At 67.4% G+C, this 17,339-nt stretch carries 14 protein-coding genes; 5 read left to right on the forward strand and 9 right to left on the reverse strand.

Annotation, left to right across the window (positions count from 1 at the left end):
• Window position 1: 1 nt before the first annotated feature.
• From ABE424_RS16480 to ABE424_RS16490, 3 genes are all read right to left on the reverse strand, one after another.
• Window positions 2-415, reverse strand: a complete 414-nt coding sequence (locus ABE424_RS16480) for an acyl-CoA thioesterase (RefSeq protein ID WP_346491735.1) — start codon at window positions 413-415, stop codon at window positions 2-4.
• Between the two features lie 132 nt (window positions 416-547).
• Window positions 548-1,567 carry a ribonucleotide-diphosphate reductase subunit beta gene (locus ABE424_RS16485; RefSeq protein WP_176990191.1) on the reverse strand — a complete coding sequence of 340 codons (1,020 nt, stop codon included), beginning with the start codon at window positions 1,565-1,567 and terminating at the stop codon, window positions 548-550.
• A 147-nt stretch (window positions 1,568-1,714) separates the two neighbouring features.
• Window positions 1,715-4,099, reverse strand: a complete 2,385-nt coding sequence (locus tag ABE424_RS16490) for a ribonucleoside-diphosphate reductase subunit alpha (RefSeq protein WP_346478467.1) — start codon at window positions 4,097-4,099, stop codon at window positions 1,715-1,717.
• Window positions 4,100-4,691: 592 nt separating this feature from the next.
• Here ABE424_RS16490 and ABE424_RS16495 point away from each other — a divergent pair.
• Complete coding sequence (locus ABE424_RS16495) at window positions 4,692-5,486, forward strand: DUF2884 family protein (RefSeq protein ID WP_346491736.1); 795 nt, start codon at window positions 4,692-4,694, stop codon at window positions 5,484-5,486.
• Window positions 5,487-5,543: 57 nt separating this feature from the next.
• Here ABE424_RS16495 and zapE read toward each other — a convergent pair whose 3' ends face one another.
• Both zapE and ABE424_RS16505 read right to left on the reverse strand, forming a co-directional pair.
• On the reverse strand, window positions 5,544-6,644 hold the full coding sequence (gene zapE, locus ABE424_RS16500) for a cell division protein ZapE (protein WP_176990194.1): 1,101 nt from the start codon (window positions 6,642-6,644) through the stop codon (window positions 5,544-5,546).
• Complete coding sequence (locus ABE424_RS16505; protein WP_346491737.1) at window positions 6,641-7,327, reverse strand: CocE/NonD family hydrolase; 687 nt, start codon at window positions 7,325-7,327, stop codon at window positions 6,641-6,643. Before ABE424_RS16505 ends, zapE begins: the two co-directional genes overlap by 4 nt.
• Window positions 7,328-7,383: 56 nt before the next feature.
• Between ABE424_RS16505 and ABE424_RS16510 the strand changes: the two genes are divergently transcribed.
• Complete coding sequence (locus ABE424_RS16510) at window positions 7,384-8,250, forward strand: EamA family transporter (protein WP_346491738.1); 867 nt, start codon at window positions 7,384-7,386, stop codon at window positions 8,248-8,250.
• Between the two features lie 83 nt (window positions 8,251-8,333).
• On the opposite strand, the gene ABE424_RS16515 is transcribed toward ABE424_RS16510, so the two are convergent.
• The 3 genes from ABE424_RS16515 to ABE424_RS16525 all read right to left on the reverse strand — a co-directional run bounded on the left by ABE424_RS16515 (window position 8,334) and on the right by ABE424_RS16525 (window position 11,121).
• Entirely contained in the window at window positions 8,334-9,788 is a 1,455-nt protein-coding gene (locus ABE424_RS16515; RefSeq protein ID WP_346491739.1) for an ExeM/NucH family extracellular endonuclease, read from the reverse strand.
• Between the two features lie 94 nt (window positions 9,789-9,882).
• A complete protein-coding gene (locus ABE424_RS16520; protein ID WP_070474313.1) occupies window positions 9,883-10,401 on the reverse strand; it encodes a c-type cytochrome in 519 nt (172 codons plus the stop codon).
• A 114-nt stretch (window positions 10,402-10,515) separates the two neighbouring features.
• Window positions 10,516-11,121 (reverse strand): TetR/AcrR family transcriptional regulator, encoded by a 606-nt coding sequence (locus ABE424_RS16525; protein WP_123731088.1) that lies wholly within the window; start codon window positions 11,119-11,121, stop codon window positions 10,516-10,518.
• A gap of 146 nt (window positions 11,122-11,267) precedes the next feature.
• Here ABE424_RS16525 and ABE424_RS16530 point away from each other — a divergent pair, with 146 nt between their 5' ends.
• Genes ABE424_RS16530 through ABE424_RS16540 form a run of 3 tightly spaced genes read left to right on the forward strand, consistent with a single transcriptional unit; the run spans window position 11,268 to window position 16,090 of the window.
• Window positions 11,268-12,431 carry an isovaleryl-CoA dehydrogenase gene (locus tag ABE424_RS16530; RefSeq protein ID WP_346491740.1) on the forward strand — a complete coding sequence of 388 codons (1,164 nt, stop codon included), beginning with the start codon at window positions 11,268-11,270 and terminating at the stop codon, window positions 12,429-12,431.
• Window positions 12,432-12,441: 10 nt separating this feature from the next.
• Window positions 12,442-14,052 carry a carboxyl transferase domain-containing protein gene (locus ABE424_RS16535; RefSeq protein WP_070474306.1) on the forward strand — a complete coding sequence of 537 codons (1,611 nt, stop codon included), beginning with the start codon at window positions 12,442-12,444 and terminating at the stop codon, window positions 14,050-14,052.
• A 55-nt stretch (window positions 14,053-14,107) separates the two neighbouring features.
• Entirely contained in the window at window positions 14,108-16,090 is a 1,983-nt protein-coding gene (locus ABE424_RS16540; protein ID WP_346491741.1) for an acetyl/propionyl/methylcrotonyl-CoA carboxylase subunit alpha, read from the forward strand.
• Here ABE424_RS16540 and ABE424_RS16545 read toward each other — a convergent pair.
• Entirely contained in the window at window positions 16,045-17,247 is a 1,203-nt protein-coding gene (locus ABE424_RS16545) for a putative peptide maturation dehydrogenase (RefSeq protein WP_346491742.1), read from the reverse strand. The two genes, ABE424_RS16540 and ABE424_RS16545, sit on opposite strands and share 46 nt — an antisense overlap.
• Window positions 17,248-17,339: the final 92 nt, after the last annotated feature.

The raw sequence follows: 17,339 nt of genomic DNA on the forward strand, positions 1-17,339 counted from the left end.
CTCACGGACCCGGGATGTCGCCCGGCAGCGGCGGAACGGTGGTCGGATGGCCGTCGGCATCCAGCGCGATCATCACGAAGTGCCCGCGCGTGCAGAGCTTGCGCTCGCCGTTGTGCAGGTCCTCGGCGATCAGTTCGACCTCGACCTTCATCGAGCTGCGCCCGACCTCCACGATGCGGCCGACGGTCTCGACCATCTGGCCGATGCGGATCGGCAGCTTGAAATCGACCTGGTCCGAGCGCGCGGTGACCACGGTGCGGCGCGAGTAGCGGGCAGCGGCGAGGAACGCCGCCTTGTCCATCCACGCCAGCGCCTGGCCACCGAACAGGGTGCCCATGTGGTTGGTGTGGTTGGGGAACACGATCTCGGCCATGCGGACTTCGATGGGCGGGACGGTCTCAGGGTTGGGGGTCATGGCGGGGGCCGGGAGTGGGGTGGGGTGGGGTGGCGCGGATGATACGACAGGGGGTGGGTTGGTCGCGTAGAGCACAACAAAAAGCCCCGGAACATGTCCGGGGCTTTTCGGAATCACGACGTAAGCGTCAGATCAGAACGACATGTCGAACGACACTTCGCCCTTCACGCCCACCTGGTAGGCCGAGGAACGGCGCTCGAAGAAGTTGGTCAGCTCCTGCACGTCCTGCAGCTCCATGAAGCTCAGCGGATTGCGCACGTTGTACTTCTTTTCCATGCCCAGGCGATGGAAATGATTGTCCGCGCAATGCTGCAGATACTGGCGCATGTCGCGCGTCGAAATGCCCGCCACGCCGCCCGACAGCACGTCCTCGGCGAACTGCACTTCGCACTCGATCGCGTCGGCCAGCATGTCGTAGACCTCCTGCTTCATCGCATCGTCGAACAGGTCCGGCTCTTCCTCGCGGATCACGTCCACGCACTCGAACGCGAACTCCATGTGCGCGCTCTCGTCGCGGAACACCCAGTTGGTGCCCGAGGCCAGACCGTTGAGCAGACCGCGCGAACGGAAGTAGTACACGTACGCGAAGGCCGCGAAGAAGAACAAACCCTCGATGCACGCCGCGAAGCAGATCTGGTTGAGCAGGAACTGGCGACGCTCGTCACGGGTCTCGATGCGCTTCAGGTTCTGGATCGAATCGATCCACTTGAAGCAGAAGTCGGCCTTCTTCTTGATCGAATCGATGTTCTCCACCGCGTCGAACGCCTTGGCGCGCTCGTCCGGATCCGGCAGGTAGTTGTCGAGCAGGGTCAGGTAGAACTGCACGTGCAGCGCTTCTTCGTACAGCTGGCGCGACAGGTACATGCGCGCTTCCGGCGCGTTCAGATGCTGATACAGGTTCAGCACCAGATTGTTGGACACGATCGAATCGCCGGTGGCGAAGAACGCGACCAGGCGGTGGATCAGGTGGCGCTCGCCCGGCGACATCTTGCCGTGCAGGTCGCTGATGTCGATCTGGAAGTTGATTTCCTCGACCGTCCAGGTGTTCTTGATCGCATTGCGATACATGTCATAGAACTGCGGGTAGCGCATCGGGCGCAACGTCAGTTCGAAACCGGGATCGAGCAGCATTTGACTCGGCTTGTCGGCCATGGTGTTTCGTCCTTCTTGGCGACTACCGACCAACGGTCGATAGCTACCGAATGTGTGATTTTCCGGCGGAACCGGTGTTCCCGGGTAGGCAACGACCGTCCGTCGGTCCACCCGGCGGTGCCGGCCCGGTGGGCCGGCACGCCTTGTTTACTGGCACGCCTCGCAGCTTTCCGGGTTTTCCAGCGAGCAGGCGACGGCCTCGACCGGGGTGTAGCTGCTGACGGTCGTCTTGGCGATCTTGGTCGCCGGGCGCGAACGCAGGTAGTACGTGGTCTTGATGCCCTGCTTCCAGGCGTACATGTACATGGAGGACATCGCGCCGATGTTCGGGCTTTCCATGAACAGGTTGAGCGAGGCGGACTGGTCGATGAACGCGCCGCGGTCGGCGGCCATGTCGATCAGCGAACGCATCGGCAGTTCCCAGGCGGTGCGGTACACGTGGCGCAGCGTTTCCGGGATCTGGGTGATGCCCTGGATCGAGCCTTCGGCCAGCTTGATCGCGTCGCGCATTTCCGGGGTCCAATGGCCGAGCTTCTTCAGCTCGTTCACCAGGTAACGGTTGACCTGCAGGAAGTCGCCGGACAGCGTTTCGCGCTTGAACAGGTTGGACACCTGCGGCTCGACGCACTCGTAGCAACCGGCGATCGAGGCGATGGTGGCGGTCGGGGCGATCGCGATCAGCAGCGAATTGCGCAGGCCGTGTTCCTTGATGCGCTCACGCAGGGCGTCCCAACGTGCGGTGTCTTCCGGCACCACGTTCCAGGCATCGAACTGCAGCTCGCCGCTGGCCGCACGGGTGTCGGCGAAGGACGGGTGCTTGCCGCGTTCCTGCGCCAGCTCGCACGAGGTTTCCAGCGCGTGGAAGTAGATCGATTCGGCGATCTTCTTCGACAGCGCGCGGGCCTCGGCACTGTCGAAGGCCAGGCGCTTGCGGAAGAACACGTCCTGCAGGCCCATGCAGCCCAGGCCGACCGGACGCCAGCGCAGGTTGCCGCGGCGGGCGGTTTCGATCGGGTAGAAGTTCAGGTCGATCACGCGGTCGAGCTGGCGCACGGCCAGGCGCACGGTGTCGGCCAGCTTGTCGAAATCGAACTCGCCGTGGGCATCGAAATGGTTGCCCAGGTTGATCGAGCCCAGGTTGCACACCGCGGTCTCTTCGGCCGAGGTGATTTCCAGGATTTCGGTGCACAGGTTGGACAGATGGATCACGTTGCCCGGACGCAGGGTCTGGTTGCTGGCGCGGTTGCACTTGTCCTTGAAGGTCATCCAGCCGTTGCCGGTCTCGGCCAGGGTACGCATCATCCGCGAGTACAGCTTGCGTGCGGAGATCGTGCGCTGGGCCTTGCCCTGGGCTTCGGCCTGCAGGTAAGCCTGCTCGAAGGCTTCGCCGAACAGATCGGTGAACTCGGGCACCACGCTCGGATCGAACAGCGACCATTCCTGGTCGGCCTCGACGCGCTGCATGAACAGGTCCGGCACCCAGTTGGCCAGGTTCAGGTTGTGCGCACGGCGCGATTCGTCACCGGTGTTGTCACGCAGCTCGAGGAAGTCCTCGACGTCGGCGTGCCAGGTTTCCAGGTACACACAGGCCGCGCCCTTGCGCTTGCCGCCCTGGTTCACCGCCGCCACGGACGAATCCATGGTCTTCAGCCACGGCACGATGCCGTTGGAATGACCGTTGGTCGACTTGATCAGCGAACCACGCGAACGCACCCGGCTGTAGCTGACGCCGATGCCGCCGCTGAACTTGGACAGCTGCGCGATGTCGCCGTACTTGGCGTAGATCGACTCCAGCGAATCCTGCGGCGAATCCAGCAGGAAGCACGAGGACAGCTGCTCATGCGTGGTGCCGGAGTTGAACAGCGTCGGGCTGGACGGCAGGTAATCCAGGTTGCCCATGCGCTTGTACAGCGCCAGGGTTTCCGGCACGTCTTCGCTCAGCGCGCTGGCGATGCGCAGGAAGAACTGCTGCGGGGTCTCGATCACCTTGCGGGTGTGCGGATGACGCAGCAGGTAACGGTCGTACAGGGTACGCAGACCGAAGTAATCGAAATGCAGGTCCAGCGACGGATCGATCGCGTCGTTGAGCTTGCGGGCGTTGATCTGCACGAAGTCGAGCAGGCGCGCGTTGATCAGGCCCACTTCGTGGCCGCGGCCGACCGACTGCGAGAACGCATGGATTTCCTGGCCGGACACTTCCTTGGCGATGAAGTTGGCCAGCAGGCGCGCGGCGAGGCGGCCGTATTCCGGTTCTTCACCGATCAGCAGCGCCGAGGTGCGGATCGACAGTTCGTCCAGCTCCTGGGTGGTCGCGCCGTTGTACAGGCCGGAGATGGTCCGGGTCGCCACGCGCATCGGATCCACCGCATGCAGACCTTCGCAGCAGCGCTGTACGGCGCGCACGATCTTGTTCAGGTCCACCAGTTCGGTCGTGCCGTTGCGCTTGGTCACGCTCATGGCGGTCGCGGTGGGCGGCGAGGTCAGCAGGAATTCGCTTTCCTTATCGATGTCGGTGCTGGTTTCGATGCTCACGGCGTTTTCCTCTGGGCGTGATTGGAAGTGGTACAGCGTCGCCTGCGTTGCAGGCCGAACCGGCGCACGGATCTACAGGGTGGACCTGCGGCGTCGCAGGAGCCGCGACAGCGCAGGCAGGCCTGCGGGCGGATTCCCCTGCGTCACCGGTCCTCTCCCCCCGGAGAGTCGTGCGACCGGCACCACACGCTGTACGTGCGTGCGGTTGTCAGTAGGTCTTCAGGCCATCGGCGTGAAGGCGATTCACCCGTCGACTTGTGGTCGGCGGGACCGACGGCCACAAGATAGTGGGGGTACCAGGTGTCGTCAACGCCAAATGTAGTGAATTTCCCCAATCCCTTGCGGCGCAAGGACCGGGCCTGAGGGGCGTCCGACGAACGGTCTGGACCTGTCGAAACCGAGTGCGCAGTCAAGGCCGGATGACCGGATTGTCCTCCTCGAAAACAGAACAACGGGCGCTCACATGGCCCTAACGAATCGCCGCCGGCCAGGGTGACTTCCGACCCGCGCCGGGGTCGCCGCGGGGTGCCACGCTCCGATGCGTCTCCTTTATATGAACGCGACCATGCGCCTGCCCCTGACCGGATGTCTGATGTTGGGCCTGACCCTGGCTGGCACCGCCGCTGCCGGCCAGAGCAAGGCGCCGGAGCTCTCCTCGCGCCAGTGCGGGGTGAGCACGCCCTACAACGTGCTGGTGGACAGCGGCGGGATCTGGCTGCGCAACCGCGAGCAGGTGCCCGCGGAAATCTTCTTCCACGATGGCGAGCTGAACATCGACCGCCAGCCGATCCCGGTCAGCGACGCCGACGCCCAGCGGCTGCGCCAACTCGAATGGGGCACCCGCCAGCTGGTGCCTGCCGTGGCCGGGGTGGCCGGGGAGGCCACGGATATCGCCTTCGATGCGCTGGGGGCCACGGTGGAGATCATGACGGGCAGCCGTCGCAAGGCACGCGAGGTGGAAGGGCTGCGCAAGGATGCCCACGATTACGTCGGCCGTACCCTGGGCCGCGGGATCTGGGAGCAGGACCTGTTCGGTACCCAGTTCGAGGCCCGGATCGAGCAGGCCGCCGAGTCGATGTCGGCCTCGCTCGCCCGCGGCGTGCTGTGGACGATGCTGACCGGCGGCTCGGATCGGATCGAGGCGCGCGCCGAAAAGATGGAGGCCGACCTGGAGCGTCGCATGGACGTCCGCGGGCAGGCGCTGGAGGCGCAGGCCCGGTCGCTGTGCACGCAGGTGCTGGCGCTGGATGCGATCCAGCAGTCGCTGGAGGTGCGCTACCAGGGCAAGCCGCTGGCGATGATGGTGATGGACCGCGAGGAGGACGCGGCCGCGCCGATCGCGCACGAACAGCCGCGCGGGGACGCGTTGGTGTTGCCGCCGTTGTAGAGAGCATCCACGCATGGCGTGGATCTACATCACGGCCTGTCCGGGCCCGGCGTGGGATTACGCGCGGTGCGGGGTACCCAGGTATTCGGCGCTCTGCATTTCGATCAGGCGCGAGGCGGTGCGCTCGAACGCGCCCTGCAGGCGGACGCCCGAATACAGCGCCACGGGGGAATCGGTCGCGGTGCAGACCAGATTGACGTGGCGGTCGTACAGCTCGTCGATCAGGTTGACGAAGCGGCGCGCGGCATCTTCGTTGAGCGTGTCGAAGTGCGGGATGTCGCCCAGCAGCACGGTGTTGAACTCGTGCGCGATCTCGATGTAATCCGAGGGGCCGCGCGGGCCTTCGCAGAGCGCCTTGAAATCGAACCAGACGATGCTCTTGCCGCGGCCGCGCACCGGAATCTTGCGCGCCTCGATCTCGATGTTGCCCGCCTTGGCTGGCTGCCCACCGCTGAGCTCGGCCCAGCGGCCGGCCAGCCAGGCATCGCTGCCGGCATCGATCGGGGACTGGTACACCGGCGAGCGGGTCAGCGCACGCATGCGGTAGTCCTCGGTGCCTTCGGCGTAGAGCTCCACGCAGTAGGTCTGCAGCAGTCCGATCGCGGGCATGAAGCTGTCGCGCTGCAGGCCGTTGAGATACAGGTTCTCGACGGCGGTATTGGAGGTGGTCACCAGGGTCACGCCCTCGGCGAACATGCGCTCGAGCAGGCGCGCCAGCAGCATCGCATCGCCGATGTCGGTGACGAAGAACTCGTCCAGCACCAGCACGCGCAGCTTGCTGCGCCACTCCTGGGCGATCTTCGCGAGCGGATCGCTCTGCCCCTGGTGCTCGCGCAGGCGCTCGTGGATGCCGCGCATGAAGCGATGGAAATGGGTGCGGTACTTCTGCTCGATCGGCAGGCCGTCATAGAACAGATCGACCAGGAAGGTCTTGCCGCGCCCCACCCCACCCCAGAAATACAGGCCCTTGACCGGTTCGGGCTTCTTCCAGAATGCGGAGAGGCGATCCAGCCAGCCGTCCTGCGCGCTGTCGACCAGCGCGAGATGGATGCGATCCAGCTCGGCCAGGGCGGCGTGCTGGGCCGGGTCGTTCTGCCATTCGCCCCGGGCCACGCCATCGGCGTAGCGCTGCGACGGGGTCATCACGGTGTCGCTCATGCCGCGTCGGGGGCCGCGTCAGGGGCGGGATCCGGCAGCCACTGCTTGAGGCCGTGGATGAGCGCGCCGCGCAGGTCGACGATCTTGCGGTGGAAGAAGTGGCTGGTGTCGGGCATGCGCACCAGTTCGTGCGGTGCATCCAGGCCGTCCAGCCAGTCATAGACCGCCTGCGGATCGACGATCTCGTCTTCCTCGCCCTGGATCACCAGCCACTGGGCCGGCGGCTGCATGCCGTCGAAGTCCCAGCGCCCGGCGGGCGGCGCGATCGAGATCAGCGTGGTCGGCTGCAGGTCGCCGGCGGCGCGCAGGGAGACGTAGGCGCCGAAGCTGAAACCCGCCAGCCACAGGGCCTGGCCCGGCCGCTGCGCACGGACCCAGGCGGCGACGGCCTTGAGGTCGTCCTGCTCGCCCACGCCATTGTCGAACGTACCGGCCGAGTCGCCGACGCTGCGGAAGTTGAAGCGCACGGTGGCGATGCCCAGGTCGCGCAGCGAGCGCGCCGCCATGGTCACCACCTTGTTGTGCATGCTGCCGCCCTCGGTGGACAGGGGGTGGCAGACGATCGCCACCACCGGCTGCACCGCGACATCGGCCTCGGGCAGATCAACCACGACATCCAGCGGACCGACCGGTCCGTCCAGCGTCAGCGCACCGCTTTCTTGGGGAAATGGGGGATTGTGCATGGCGTCATAATACCGTCCCTCCGCGTGCTTCACCGCCGCCCCCGCCGGATCCGTACATGCACTATCTGGTTTTCAGCGTTCTCTGCAGCGTGCTGGTCTCGGTCCTGCTGAAGCTGGCGCCGCGCCAGCGGCTGGACATGCCGCAGGTGGTGACCTGGAATTACCTGGTCGCCAGCGTGCTCAGCGCGGTGCTGCTGCGGCCCTCGCTGGCCTCGCTGCAGAGCGCGCATGCGCCGTGGGCTGCCCTGCTCTGCCTGGCCGTGGCGCTGCCGGCGATCTTCCTGATGATGGCCCGCGCGGTGACCCGCGCCGGGATCGTGCGCAGCGACGTGGCCCAGCGCTTGTCGCTGCTGCTTTCGCTGCTGGCCGCGTTCCTGGTGTTCGGAGAGACCGCAAACGGCTGGAAGCTGGCCGGGCTGGGCCTGGGCCTGCTGGCGATCCTGGGCATCAGCGTGCGCCCGCGCGCCGGGGCGGCCGAGCCAACCGGCGGGCGGGCCTGGCCGTGGCTGCTGGCGGTGTGGGTGGGCTATGCCCTGGTCGACATCCTGCTCAAGAAGGTGGCCTTGTCGGGCACGCCCTCGATGGCCGCGCTGCTGGCCAGCTTCAGCCTGGCCTTCGTGCTGATGCTGGCGCTGCAGCTATGGCGCCACCTGCGCGACATCGCCCGCCTGCAGTGGCGCAACGGGGTCGGCGGCGCCCTGCTCGGCCTGCTCAACTTCGGCAACATCCTGTTCTACGTGCGCGCCCACCAGCACCTGCCGGACAGCCCGGCGGTGGTGTTCGCGGGCATGAACATCGGCGTGGTGGTGCTGGGTGCACTGGTGGGCATCGTCGGTTTCGGCGAGCGCACCAGTGTGTGGAACCGGGTGGGCCTGGGGTTGGCCGTGGCGGCGATCGGGTTGATCGCGTGGGGCACGTGGTGAGCGATTGATGTGGTGCCGGCCCGCGGCCGGCACTCCCCGGGCAACGCGACGGTGACCGGGCGTGCCGGCACACCCGTGCGGTATCAGCGATCAAACCCCAGCAGCAGCGGATCATGGTCCGAGCTGCGCCATGGGCCGGCTTCGTTGCGGTCGCGGTAGCCGACATCGTCGGCCTCGTCGGCATTGATGTGCCACTCCGCTGCCGCGCGCAGGCGCTGCGCCATGCCCGGGCTCAACAGCGCGTGATCCAACCGGCCCGTCATACCGTTGTAGACATAGCTGTAAGGCCGTTCGACCTTCGCCACCGCGAACGCATCCTCCCAGCCGGCCGCGTGCAGGGTGCGGATCGGGTCTTCCATCGCGTAGGCGTTGAAGTCGCCCAGCAGCACCGCATCACGGGTGCCGGCACCGGTCGGGTCGCTTGCCAGCCACTGGTCCAGCCGCGTGGCCGAGGCAACGCGGGTGGCGTTCCAGCAGGCCTGGCCGTCCTTCTGGTCGGCGTCCGCGCCGGTCGCTTCCGAGCAGCCCTTGGACTTGAAGTGATTGGCCACGACCACGAACGGCGCACCCTTGCCGGCGCGGAAGGCCTGCGCCAGCGGCACACGGCTGCGCTCGCCGAAGGGCTCCTGCTCCAGCACGGCGGGGGCACCGACCGGGGTCACCCGCGAGGCGCGGTAGATGATGCCGACCCGGATCGGGTTGTCGCCCGGGCCCTGCTTGGCATCGATGAAACGCCAGTCGGCCTCCTTGCCACGATCCGCATTGAGCGCGTCGACCAGCTGTGCGATCGCCGACTGCGGGCCGTAGCCATCGTTCTCCAGTTCCATCAGCGCGGCGACATCGGCACCGAGGGCGTTGATGGTCGCCACCAGTTTGGCCTTCTGCGCCTGGTGCTCGGCCAGGGTGCGGGCGCCGCGCAGGGTCGGGTAACCGCCGCCCTGGCCGTCGCCATTGAAGAAGTTCTCGAGATTGAACGCCGCCACGTGCAGCGCGCCCGCCACCACCGGCACCGCCGGGCGCTCCAGCGCGGGCAGGTTCAGGGGACGGGTCACCTGCAGGCGGGTGGTGCCCGTGGGATCGATGCGGACGATGCCTTCGACATTGCGCAGGACCATGCCGGTGCGCAGGTTTGCGGCCATCGGCAGGTACGCCACCGGGCCGGGATCGCGGGGATCGCGGGCATCGCTGCCATCATCCAGCACCAGCCGGCGATGCAGGTTGTCGGCCACCACCTGCGCATGCCCCGCCGTGCCCGGTACGGCCACTTCGCTCGGCTGCCAGAGGCGGCCGCCGAAGGCCACGGTCAGCTCACCGGAACGCGACAGCCCATCGGTGCCGGCCAGGGTCAGCGGCGCGGCGATGCGGACCTTCTGGCCGTCCAGCGTGCGCCAGTCGGTCGGCGGCGCGGTCAGGGTGACCGTGGCCGACGTGGTCGGCGCCGGACGCACCTGCGGCGAGGTGGCGGGCTGCGGCTGGGCGGCATGGACCGCGCCGGACAACGCCAGCGCAAGGGCGAACACGAGGGGGGTACGGCGCATCGGAAGCAGGACTCCAGGGAAGTGCGACAAGGCTAACCATATAAAGTGAAACGCCGCCCTTCGGCGGCGTCGGTGGCCTGATCCGGCAAAGCCGTCATTTCAGGTTGGCGAGCATCCAGTCGACCGTGGCATGGATCTGCTCCTCGGTCAGCGCCGGATTACCGCCCTTGGGCGGCATGATGCCGCCGTCCGGGCCGGTGTAGCCCTCCACGGCATGCTTATAGAGCGTGTCCTTGCCCTGGGCGATGCGCGCATCCCAATGCCCATGGTCCAGCGTCGGCGCCTTGCCGACGCCATTGGTATGGCAGGCGGTGCAGAGGTTGTCGTAGATCACCTTGCCGTCGGTGGTGCCGCCATAGGCCACCTGCGAGGCGGCTTTGACCAGCGCGGCAGCGTGAGCGGCGGCCTGCGCGGCGGCACCGGTGCTGCCCGCATAGACCGCACCGGCGGGCGCGATGCGCTGTTCGGTGCGCTTGGCCGCCATCGGCGAGACTTCCGGGGGAATGCTGGTATGCAGGTAGGCCGCGAAGATGATCAGGCCAAGTGTGATGGCCATCAGCAGCGCGATGACCATGGAAAAGCGTTTCAGGAACTCGAGGTCGTAATTCCGCACTCTCTATACCCCTGGCTGGTAGTCGTTGGACCACGGCTTGTCGGCCGAGTATGACCAGCGTCGGCGGCGCTGCGCAAGCGACCTGCCGGTGTCGCAATGCAGCATCCGCGCGGCTCAGGCGCCGGCGGCGCGCAGGCAGAAAACACAGATCGACTCGACCAGCGCATCTTCGTCGCCATGCGCGTCGCGGCTCAGAGCGGTCGGGCCGACCAGCGCCTCGGTGAACGCGCCCACGATGCAGGCCGCGGCGACATGGGTGTCCTGCTGCGGGAAGGTGCCTGCCTCCACGCCATCGGCGACGATGCGCCGGAACACATCGCCGAACAGACGGCGGCAGCGGATGCGCTCGGCTTCCACTTCGGGATCGACCGGCTCGGCGATGAAGGCATAGGCCAGCCCGGGGCCTGCCAGCGCGCGCCGCACGAAGGCGGTGATCGCGCGGCGCAGGCGCTCCGGCGCGGGCAACGGCTCGGCCGCGATCGCCTCGAAGATGCGCAGTTCGTGGTCCACCGCGGCGGTCAGCACCTCGACGAACAGCTCGGCCTTGGACGGGAAGTGCCGGTAGATCAGGCCGGTCGAGACCCCGGCTTCGGCCGCCACGGCGGTCACCGGGGCATTGCGGTAGCCGCCGGCGGCCACCAGCGCACGGGTCGCCAGCAGGATGCGTTCGCGGGCGCCGGCAAGGCGTTCTTCCATCAGGGCGGAGCGTTTATAGGCCATTTGTTGATTCTATGTTCAATTTTTGAATTTGTGTTCACTTCTTTGTCGAACCCGGCTACGCTGGGGGTACATCGCCCGCGGGACGGCCCTGTCAGCCCGTCCATCCCTCCCGGCGCGTCCCATCCCTTGTTGTTGCGGAGTCGCCCATGCACGTCCCGACCATGAACTTCGATCTCGGCGAAGAGATCGACCTGCTGCGCCAGAGCGTGGCCCATTTTGCCTCCGCTGAAATCGCGCCGCTGGCCGCCCAGGCCGACGAAGAGAATCTGTTCCCCAATGCGCTGTGGCGCAAGCTCGGCGAGCAGGGCCTGCTCGGCCTGACCGTGGAAGAGGAATACGGCGGCAGCGGCATGGGCTACCTCGCGCACGTGGTGGCGATGGAAGAGATCTCGCGGGCGTCCGGCGCTATCGCGCTGTCCTACGGCGCGCACTCGAACCTGTGCGTGAACCAGCTGCGCAAGAACGGCAACGAAGACCAGAAGCGGCGCTACCTCCCCGGCCTGTGCAGCGGCGAGCTGGTCGGCGCGCTGGCCATGAGCGAACCGGGCGCCGGCTCGGACGTGGTCTCGATGAAGCTGCGTGCGGACAAGCGCGGTGATCACTACGTGCTCAACGGCAACAAGATGTGGATCACCAACGGCCCGGATGCCGATGTGCTGGTGGTCTATGCCAAGACCGATCCGGATGGCGGCGCCAAGGGCATCACCGCGTTCCTGATCGAAAAAGGCATGAAGGGCTTCTCCACGGCGCAGAAGCTGGACAAGCTCGGCATGCGCGGCTCCAACACCTGCGAGCTGGTCTTCCAGGATTGCGAAGTGCCCGAAGCCAATGTGCTCGGCGTGGTCGGCGGCGGCGTCAAGGTGCTGATGTCCGGTCTGGACTATGAGCGCGTGGTGCTCTCCGGTGGCCCGCTCGGCCTGATGGCCGCAGCGATGGATGTGGTGATGCCGTACGTGCACGAGCGCAAGCAGTTCGGCGAGGCGATCGGCACCTTCCAGCTGATCCAGGCCAAGCTGGCCGACATGTACGTCGGCCTCAACGCCTGCCGCGCCTATGTGTATGCGGTGGCACGCGCCTGCGACCAGGGCCACACCACGCGCCAGGATGCAGCCGGCGCGATCCTGTACTCGGCCGAGAAGGCCACCTGGCTCACCGGCCAGGCGATCCAGATCCTCGGCGGCAACGGCTACATCAACGAGTACCCGACCGGTCGTTTGTGGCGCGATGCCAAGCTGTATGAAATCGGCGCCGGTACCTCGGAGATCCGCCGCATGCTGATCGGCCGCGAACTGTTCCAGCGCACCAAGTAAGGGCCCTGCCATGACCGTACTGAGCACCCAGCTGCAACCGGGCAGCGACACCTTCGAGGCCAACCGCGCCGCACTGCAGGCGGTGGTCGACGACCTGCGCGCCACCCTCGCGCAGACCGCGCTGGGCGGCAGCGAAGCGGCACGCGCCAAGCACACCGCACGCGGCAAACTGCTGGTGCGCGACCGCATCGATGCCCTGCTCGATCCGGGCAGCGCCTTCCTGGAAATCGCCCCGCTGGCCGCGCACGGCATGTACGGCGATCCGATTCCCAGCGCCGGCGTGGTGGCCGGCATCGGCCGGGTCTCGGGCGTGGAGTGCGTGATCGTGGCCAACGATGCCACGGTCAAGGGTGGCACCTACTACCCGATGACGGTCAAGAAGCACCTGCGCGCGCAGGAAGTGGCCGAACAGAACCGCCTGCCCTGCATCTACCTGGTGGATTCCGGCGGCGCGTTCCTGCCGCTGCAGGACGAGGTGTTCCCGGACCGCGATCATTTCGGCCGCATCTTCTACAACCAGGCCAACCTGTCCGCGCAGGGCATCCCGCAGATCGCCTGCGTGATGGGCAGCTGCACCGCCGGTGGCGCCTACGTGCCGGCGATGAGCGATGAAACGGTGATCGTGCGCGAGCAGGGCACCATCTTCCTCGGCGGCCCGCCGCTGGTGAAAGCGGCCACCGGTGAAGTGGTCACCGCCGAAGAACTGGGCGGTGCCGACGTGCATACGCGCATCTCCGGCGTCGCCGACCACATGGCCGACAACGACCTGCAGGCGCTGGCCCGGGTCCGCGCGATCATCGCCCAGCTCAACTGGCGCAAGCCCGAGCCGGCGCTGGCGGTGCAGGCCCCGGTGGAACCGCGGCATCCGGCCCACGAGCTGTACGGCGTGATCCCGGCCGACACGCGCAAGCCCTACGACGTACGCGAAGTGATCCTGCGCCTGGTCGACGATTCGCGCTTCGATGAGTTCAAGCCGCGCTACGGCAACACCCTGGTCACCGGCTTCGCGCATCTGCACGGCTACCCGGTGGGCATCATCGCCAACAACGGCATCCTGTTCTCCGAGTCCGCGCTGAAGGGTGCGCACTTCATCGAACTGTGCACGCAGCGCGGCATTCCGCTGGTGTTCCTGCAGAACATCACCGGCTTCATGGTCGGCCGCAAGTACGAGCACGGCGGCATCGCCAAGGACGGGGCCAAGCTGGTGATGGCCGTGGCCTGCGCCAAGGTGCCGAAGTTCACCGTGGTGATCGGCGGCTCGTTCGGCGCCGGCAACTACGGCATGTGCGGCCGCGCCTACTCGCCCAACTTCCTGTGGATGTGGCCGAACGCGCGCATCGGCGTGATGGGCGGCGAGCAGGCCGCCAGCGTGCTGGCCACGGTCAAGCGCGATGGCATCGAAGCCAAGGGCGGACAGTGGTCGGCCGAGGAAGAAGACGGCTTCAAGTCGCCGATCCGCGAGCAGTTCGAATCGCAGGGCCACCCGTACTACGCCAGCGCCCGCCTCTGGGATGACGGCGTGATCGATCCGGCCGACACCCGTCGTGTGCTGGGCCTGGCGCTGTCGGCCAGCCTCAACGCCCCGGCGAAGAAGACCGACTTCGGCGTGTTCCGCATGTAATGCACGGGCGGTGCCGCCTGGCACCGCCGCCCCTGGCCCGCGCAACGAGACCACCATGTTCACCAAGATCCTGATCGCCAACCGTGGCGAAATCGCCTGCCGCGTCATCGCTACCTGCCAGCGCCTGGGCATCGCCACCGTGGCGGTGTACTCCGACGCCGACCGCAACGCGCGCCATGTGCGCCTGGCCGACGAGGCCATCGCGATCGGCCCGGCGCCGGCGCGTGAGAGCTACCTGCGCGGCGACGCCATCCTGGAGGCCGCCCGCCGCACCGGCGCGCAGGCGATCCATCCCGGCTACGGCTTCCTCTCGGAGAACGCCGGCTTCGCGCAGGCCTGCGCCGAGGCCGGCATCGTGTTCATCGGCCCCTCCGCTGCGGCGATCCGCGCGATGGGCGACAAGAGCGCGGCCAAGGCGCTGATGCAGCAGGCCGGCGTGCCGCTGACCCCGGGCTACCACGGCGACGAGCAGATCCCCGAGTTCCTGCGCCAGCAGGCCGACAGCATCGGCTACCCGGTGCTGATCAAGGCCAGCGCCGGCGGCGGTGGCAAGGGCATGCGCCGCGTGGATGAAAGCGCGACCTTCACCGAGGCGCTGGCCAGCTGCCAGCGCGAGGCGCAGTCGGCGTTCGGCAACGCCCACGTGCTGGTCGAAAAATATGTCGAGCGCCCGCGCCACATCGAGATCCAGGTGTTCGGCGACAGCCACGGCAACGTGGTGTACCTGTTCGAGCGCGACTGCTCGGTGCAGCGTCGCCACCAGAAGGTGCTCGAAGAAGCGCCCGCCCCGGGCATGACGCCCGAGCGCCGCGCCGCGATGGGCAAGGCCGCCGTCGATGCCGCGCGCGCGGTCAACTACGTCGGCGCGGGCACCGTGGAGTTCATCGCCGGACCCGATGGCGATTTCTACTTCATGGAAATGAACACCCGCCTGCAGGTGGAGCACCCGGTCACCGAGTGCATCACCGGCACCGACCTGGTCGAGTGGCAGCTGCGCGTGGCCAGCGGCGAGCCGCTGCCGCTGCAGCAGGAACAGCTGCAGATCCGCGGGCATGCACTGGAAGCACGCCTGTACGCCGAAGACGCCGACCGCGGTTTCCTGCCGTCCACCGGCACCCTGCGCCACCTGCGCCTGCCGGCCAATATCGCGCACGTGCGCGTGGACGCCGGTGTCGAGCAAGGCGATGCGATCACCCCATTCTACGACCCGATGATCGCCAAGCTGATCGTCTGGGACGTCGACCGCGATGCCGCCCTGCGCCGCATGCAACAGGCGCTGGCCGAGTGCGAAGTGGTCGGCGTGACCACCAATGCCGCCTTCCTGCGCCGGCTGGTGATGACCGATTCGTTTACCCAGGCCAAGCTGGACACCGCGCTGATCGAGCGCGAGCAGGCCGCACTGGCCCCCAACGATGGCGACAGCGATCCGGCGCTCTGGGCGCTCGCCGCGATTGCCGGCGTGGCCACCAGCGAGGCGGCCCACCGTGACGCGCGTGACCCGCACTCGCCGTGGCAGGCCCAGGATGGCTGGCGCCTTGGCGCGGCCGCCGCACGCGCGCTGACGCTGGAGCACCGGGGTGCACAGCGCAGCGTGGCCGTGCAGGGCGCGGGCGAACAGTGGACCGTCCACATGGACGGCAACGCGCTGCAGGGCAGCGGCCGCCTGGCCGGTGATGCGCTGCGCGTGCAGATCGGCGAGCAGCTGCACCGTGCCACCGTCATCCGCGATGGCAATGAGCTCTACCTGTTCGGCAGCGAGGGCGTGCAGCGCTTCACCCTGCATGATCCGGTCAGCGAAGCGGACCAGTCCGTCGCCGATGCCGGCAGCCTGGTCGCGCCGATGCCGGGCCGTATCGTTGCCACGCTGGTGGCACCGGGCACGGCGGTCAAACGCGGCGCACCGCTGCTGGTGCTGGAGGCGATGAAGATGGAGCACACGCTGCAGGCACCGGCCGATGGCACCGTGCAGGGTTACCGGGTCAAGGCCGGGGATCAGGTGGGTGATGGGGCGGTGCTGGTGGATTTCGAGGCGGCGTAGTTACCCGCACTGCGGCCGGCCGGATCAAATTCGGCCGTGCTGCGCTCTACCGCACGGTAGCCCACACCGCAGATCGCCAGCGCGCCCTGTTCCACGCCATCCAGGCCAAAGGCCCGGTCCACGTCACCTTCGTTGATGGCCGCGGTCACAAAAGCACCCAGGCCGGCTTCCGTGGCCGCCAGGTACACCATCTGCGAGATGTGTCCTGCGTCCAGCGTGAGCGCACGATACGCCTTGGCGTGGTTGCGATACTTCCAGAAGCTGCGTCCAAAACGAGGGGCGAGCACGATCAGGACCGGCGCATCGGCGAACCATTCCTGCCCCGATACCATGGCGCGAGCCAGCGATGGCAGCGTGGGAACGGGCGGCGATGGCAACGCCAAGAGCGCGTGGTCCAGCGCGTGATAGTGGTAGAGGCCGGACGCGAGCCCGTCGACGCGCTGCACCAGCAGCCATACCTCGGTCGGGTGCAGCCCCCCGCCCGAAGGGACGTTTTTCTTCAGGATCAGCATGTCCTGCTCGACCTGCAGCGCGGCGTGAGCCATGACGCTGCGCTGGAGGAGCTGGGCCAGCATCGGGAGCGGCAGCGCACGCGCGGGATCGAAGTTGCGACAGGTGGTTCTGGCCGCCAGCAGGGCATCGAACTCGGATTCCTGCACGTTCGGCAGCGGCTGGTACTGGCCCTCCAGAGGATGCACGGCAGGCGGCGGCGCACCCAGCGTCCTGCGCAGACCGACTGCGGTATCCAGGCCCTGCCCGCGCATGTCCGAAACGCTGTCCACGCCCTGCCAGCGCGAGTGCCGGTGCGCCACGGCGGACAGCGGCCACCAATGTGCCTCCTTGATCCGCTGGTCGCGCGCCAGAAGGTCTGCGTGTTCCGGCTGATCGCCCAGCAGCAGGCCGTTGCTCAGCAACTGGCCCCAGCGGGGATCGGCCATGTCCTGCGCCGACAACGTCCGCCACTGCGTTGCGCTGGTGCGGCCAAGCAGTTCGCTTTGCCCGGCGTCGATCTCCACCGGGCCATCCAGGTGCCCCGCAAGCGCCAGCCAGACATGGGTGCTGTTGGCCTCGGTGCTGCCGCGCAGAAGCGCCTGCAGGCCGAACGAGACGGTTTCGCGCGGCTCCAGCAGTAGATGGGTACAGCGGCGAACGCGCATCGATATTCCTGTCGTAATGCAGAGGTAAGCTTATCCCGATGTGCGGTGACCGCACACAGAGGCCTCCGCCGGCGCGTTGTGCTCAACCGGGG

It is taken from the genome of Stenotrophomonas sp. TWI1149 (assembly GCF_039673155.1).
Classification (GTDB): Bacteria; Pseudomonadota; Gammaproteobacteria; order Xanthomonadales; family Xanthomonadaceae; genus Stenotrophomonas; species Stenotrophomonas maltophilia_AA.

Excerpts from the sequence above, each read along its gene's own strand:
- ABE424_RS16545 (WP_346491742.1), bottom strand. The coding sequence starts at position 17,247 with ATGCGCGTTCGCCGCTGTACCCATCTACTGCTGGAGCCGCGCGAAACC.
- ABE424_RS16535 (WP_070474306.1), top strand. The coding sequence starts at position 12,442 with ATGACCGTACTGAGCACCCAGCTGCAACCGGGCAGCGACACCTTCGAG.
- ABE424_RS16515 (WP_346491739.1), bottom strand. The coding sequence starts at position 9,788 with ATGCGCCGTACCCCCCTCGTGTTCGCCCTTGCGCTGGCGTTGTCCGGC.
- ABE424_RS16540 (WP_346491741.1), top strand. The coding sequence starts at position 14,108 with ATGTTCACCAAGATCCTGATCGCCAACCGTGGCGAAATCGCCTGCCGC.
- ABE424_RS16480 (WP_346491735.1), bottom strand. The coding sequence starts at position 415 with ATGACCCCCAACCCTGAGACCGTCCCGCCCATCGAAGTCCGCATGGCC.
- ABE424_RS16495 (WP_346491736.1), top strand. The coding sequence starts at position 4,692 with ATGTTGGGCCTGACCCTGGCTGGCACCGCCGCTGCCGGCCAGAGCAAG.
- ABE424_RS16530 (WP_346491740.1), top strand. The coding sequence starts at position 11,268 with ATGCACGTCCCGACCATGAACTTCGATCTCGGCGAAGAGATCGACCTG.
- zapE (WP_176990194.1), bottom strand. The coding sequence starts at position 6,644 with ATGAGCGACACCGTGATGACCCCGTCGCAGCGCTACGCCGATGGCGTG.
- ABE424_RS16505 (WP_346491737.1), bottom strand. The coding sequence starts at position 7,327 with ATGCACAATCCCCCATTTCCCCAAGAAAGCGGTGCGCTGACGCTGGAC.
- ABE424_RS16485 (WP_176990191.1), bottom strand. The coding sequence starts at position 1,567 with ATGGCCGACAAGCCGAGTCAAATGCTGCTCGATCCCGGTTTCGAACTG.
- ABE424_RS16510 (WP_346491738.1), top strand. The coding sequence starts at position 7,384 with ATGCACTATCTGGTTTTCAGCGTTCTCTGCAGCGTGCTGGTCTCGGTC.
- ABE424_RS16525 (WP_123731088.1), bottom strand. The coding sequence starts at position 11,121 with ATGGCCTATAAACGCTCCGCCCTGATGGAAGAACGCCTTGCCGGCGCC.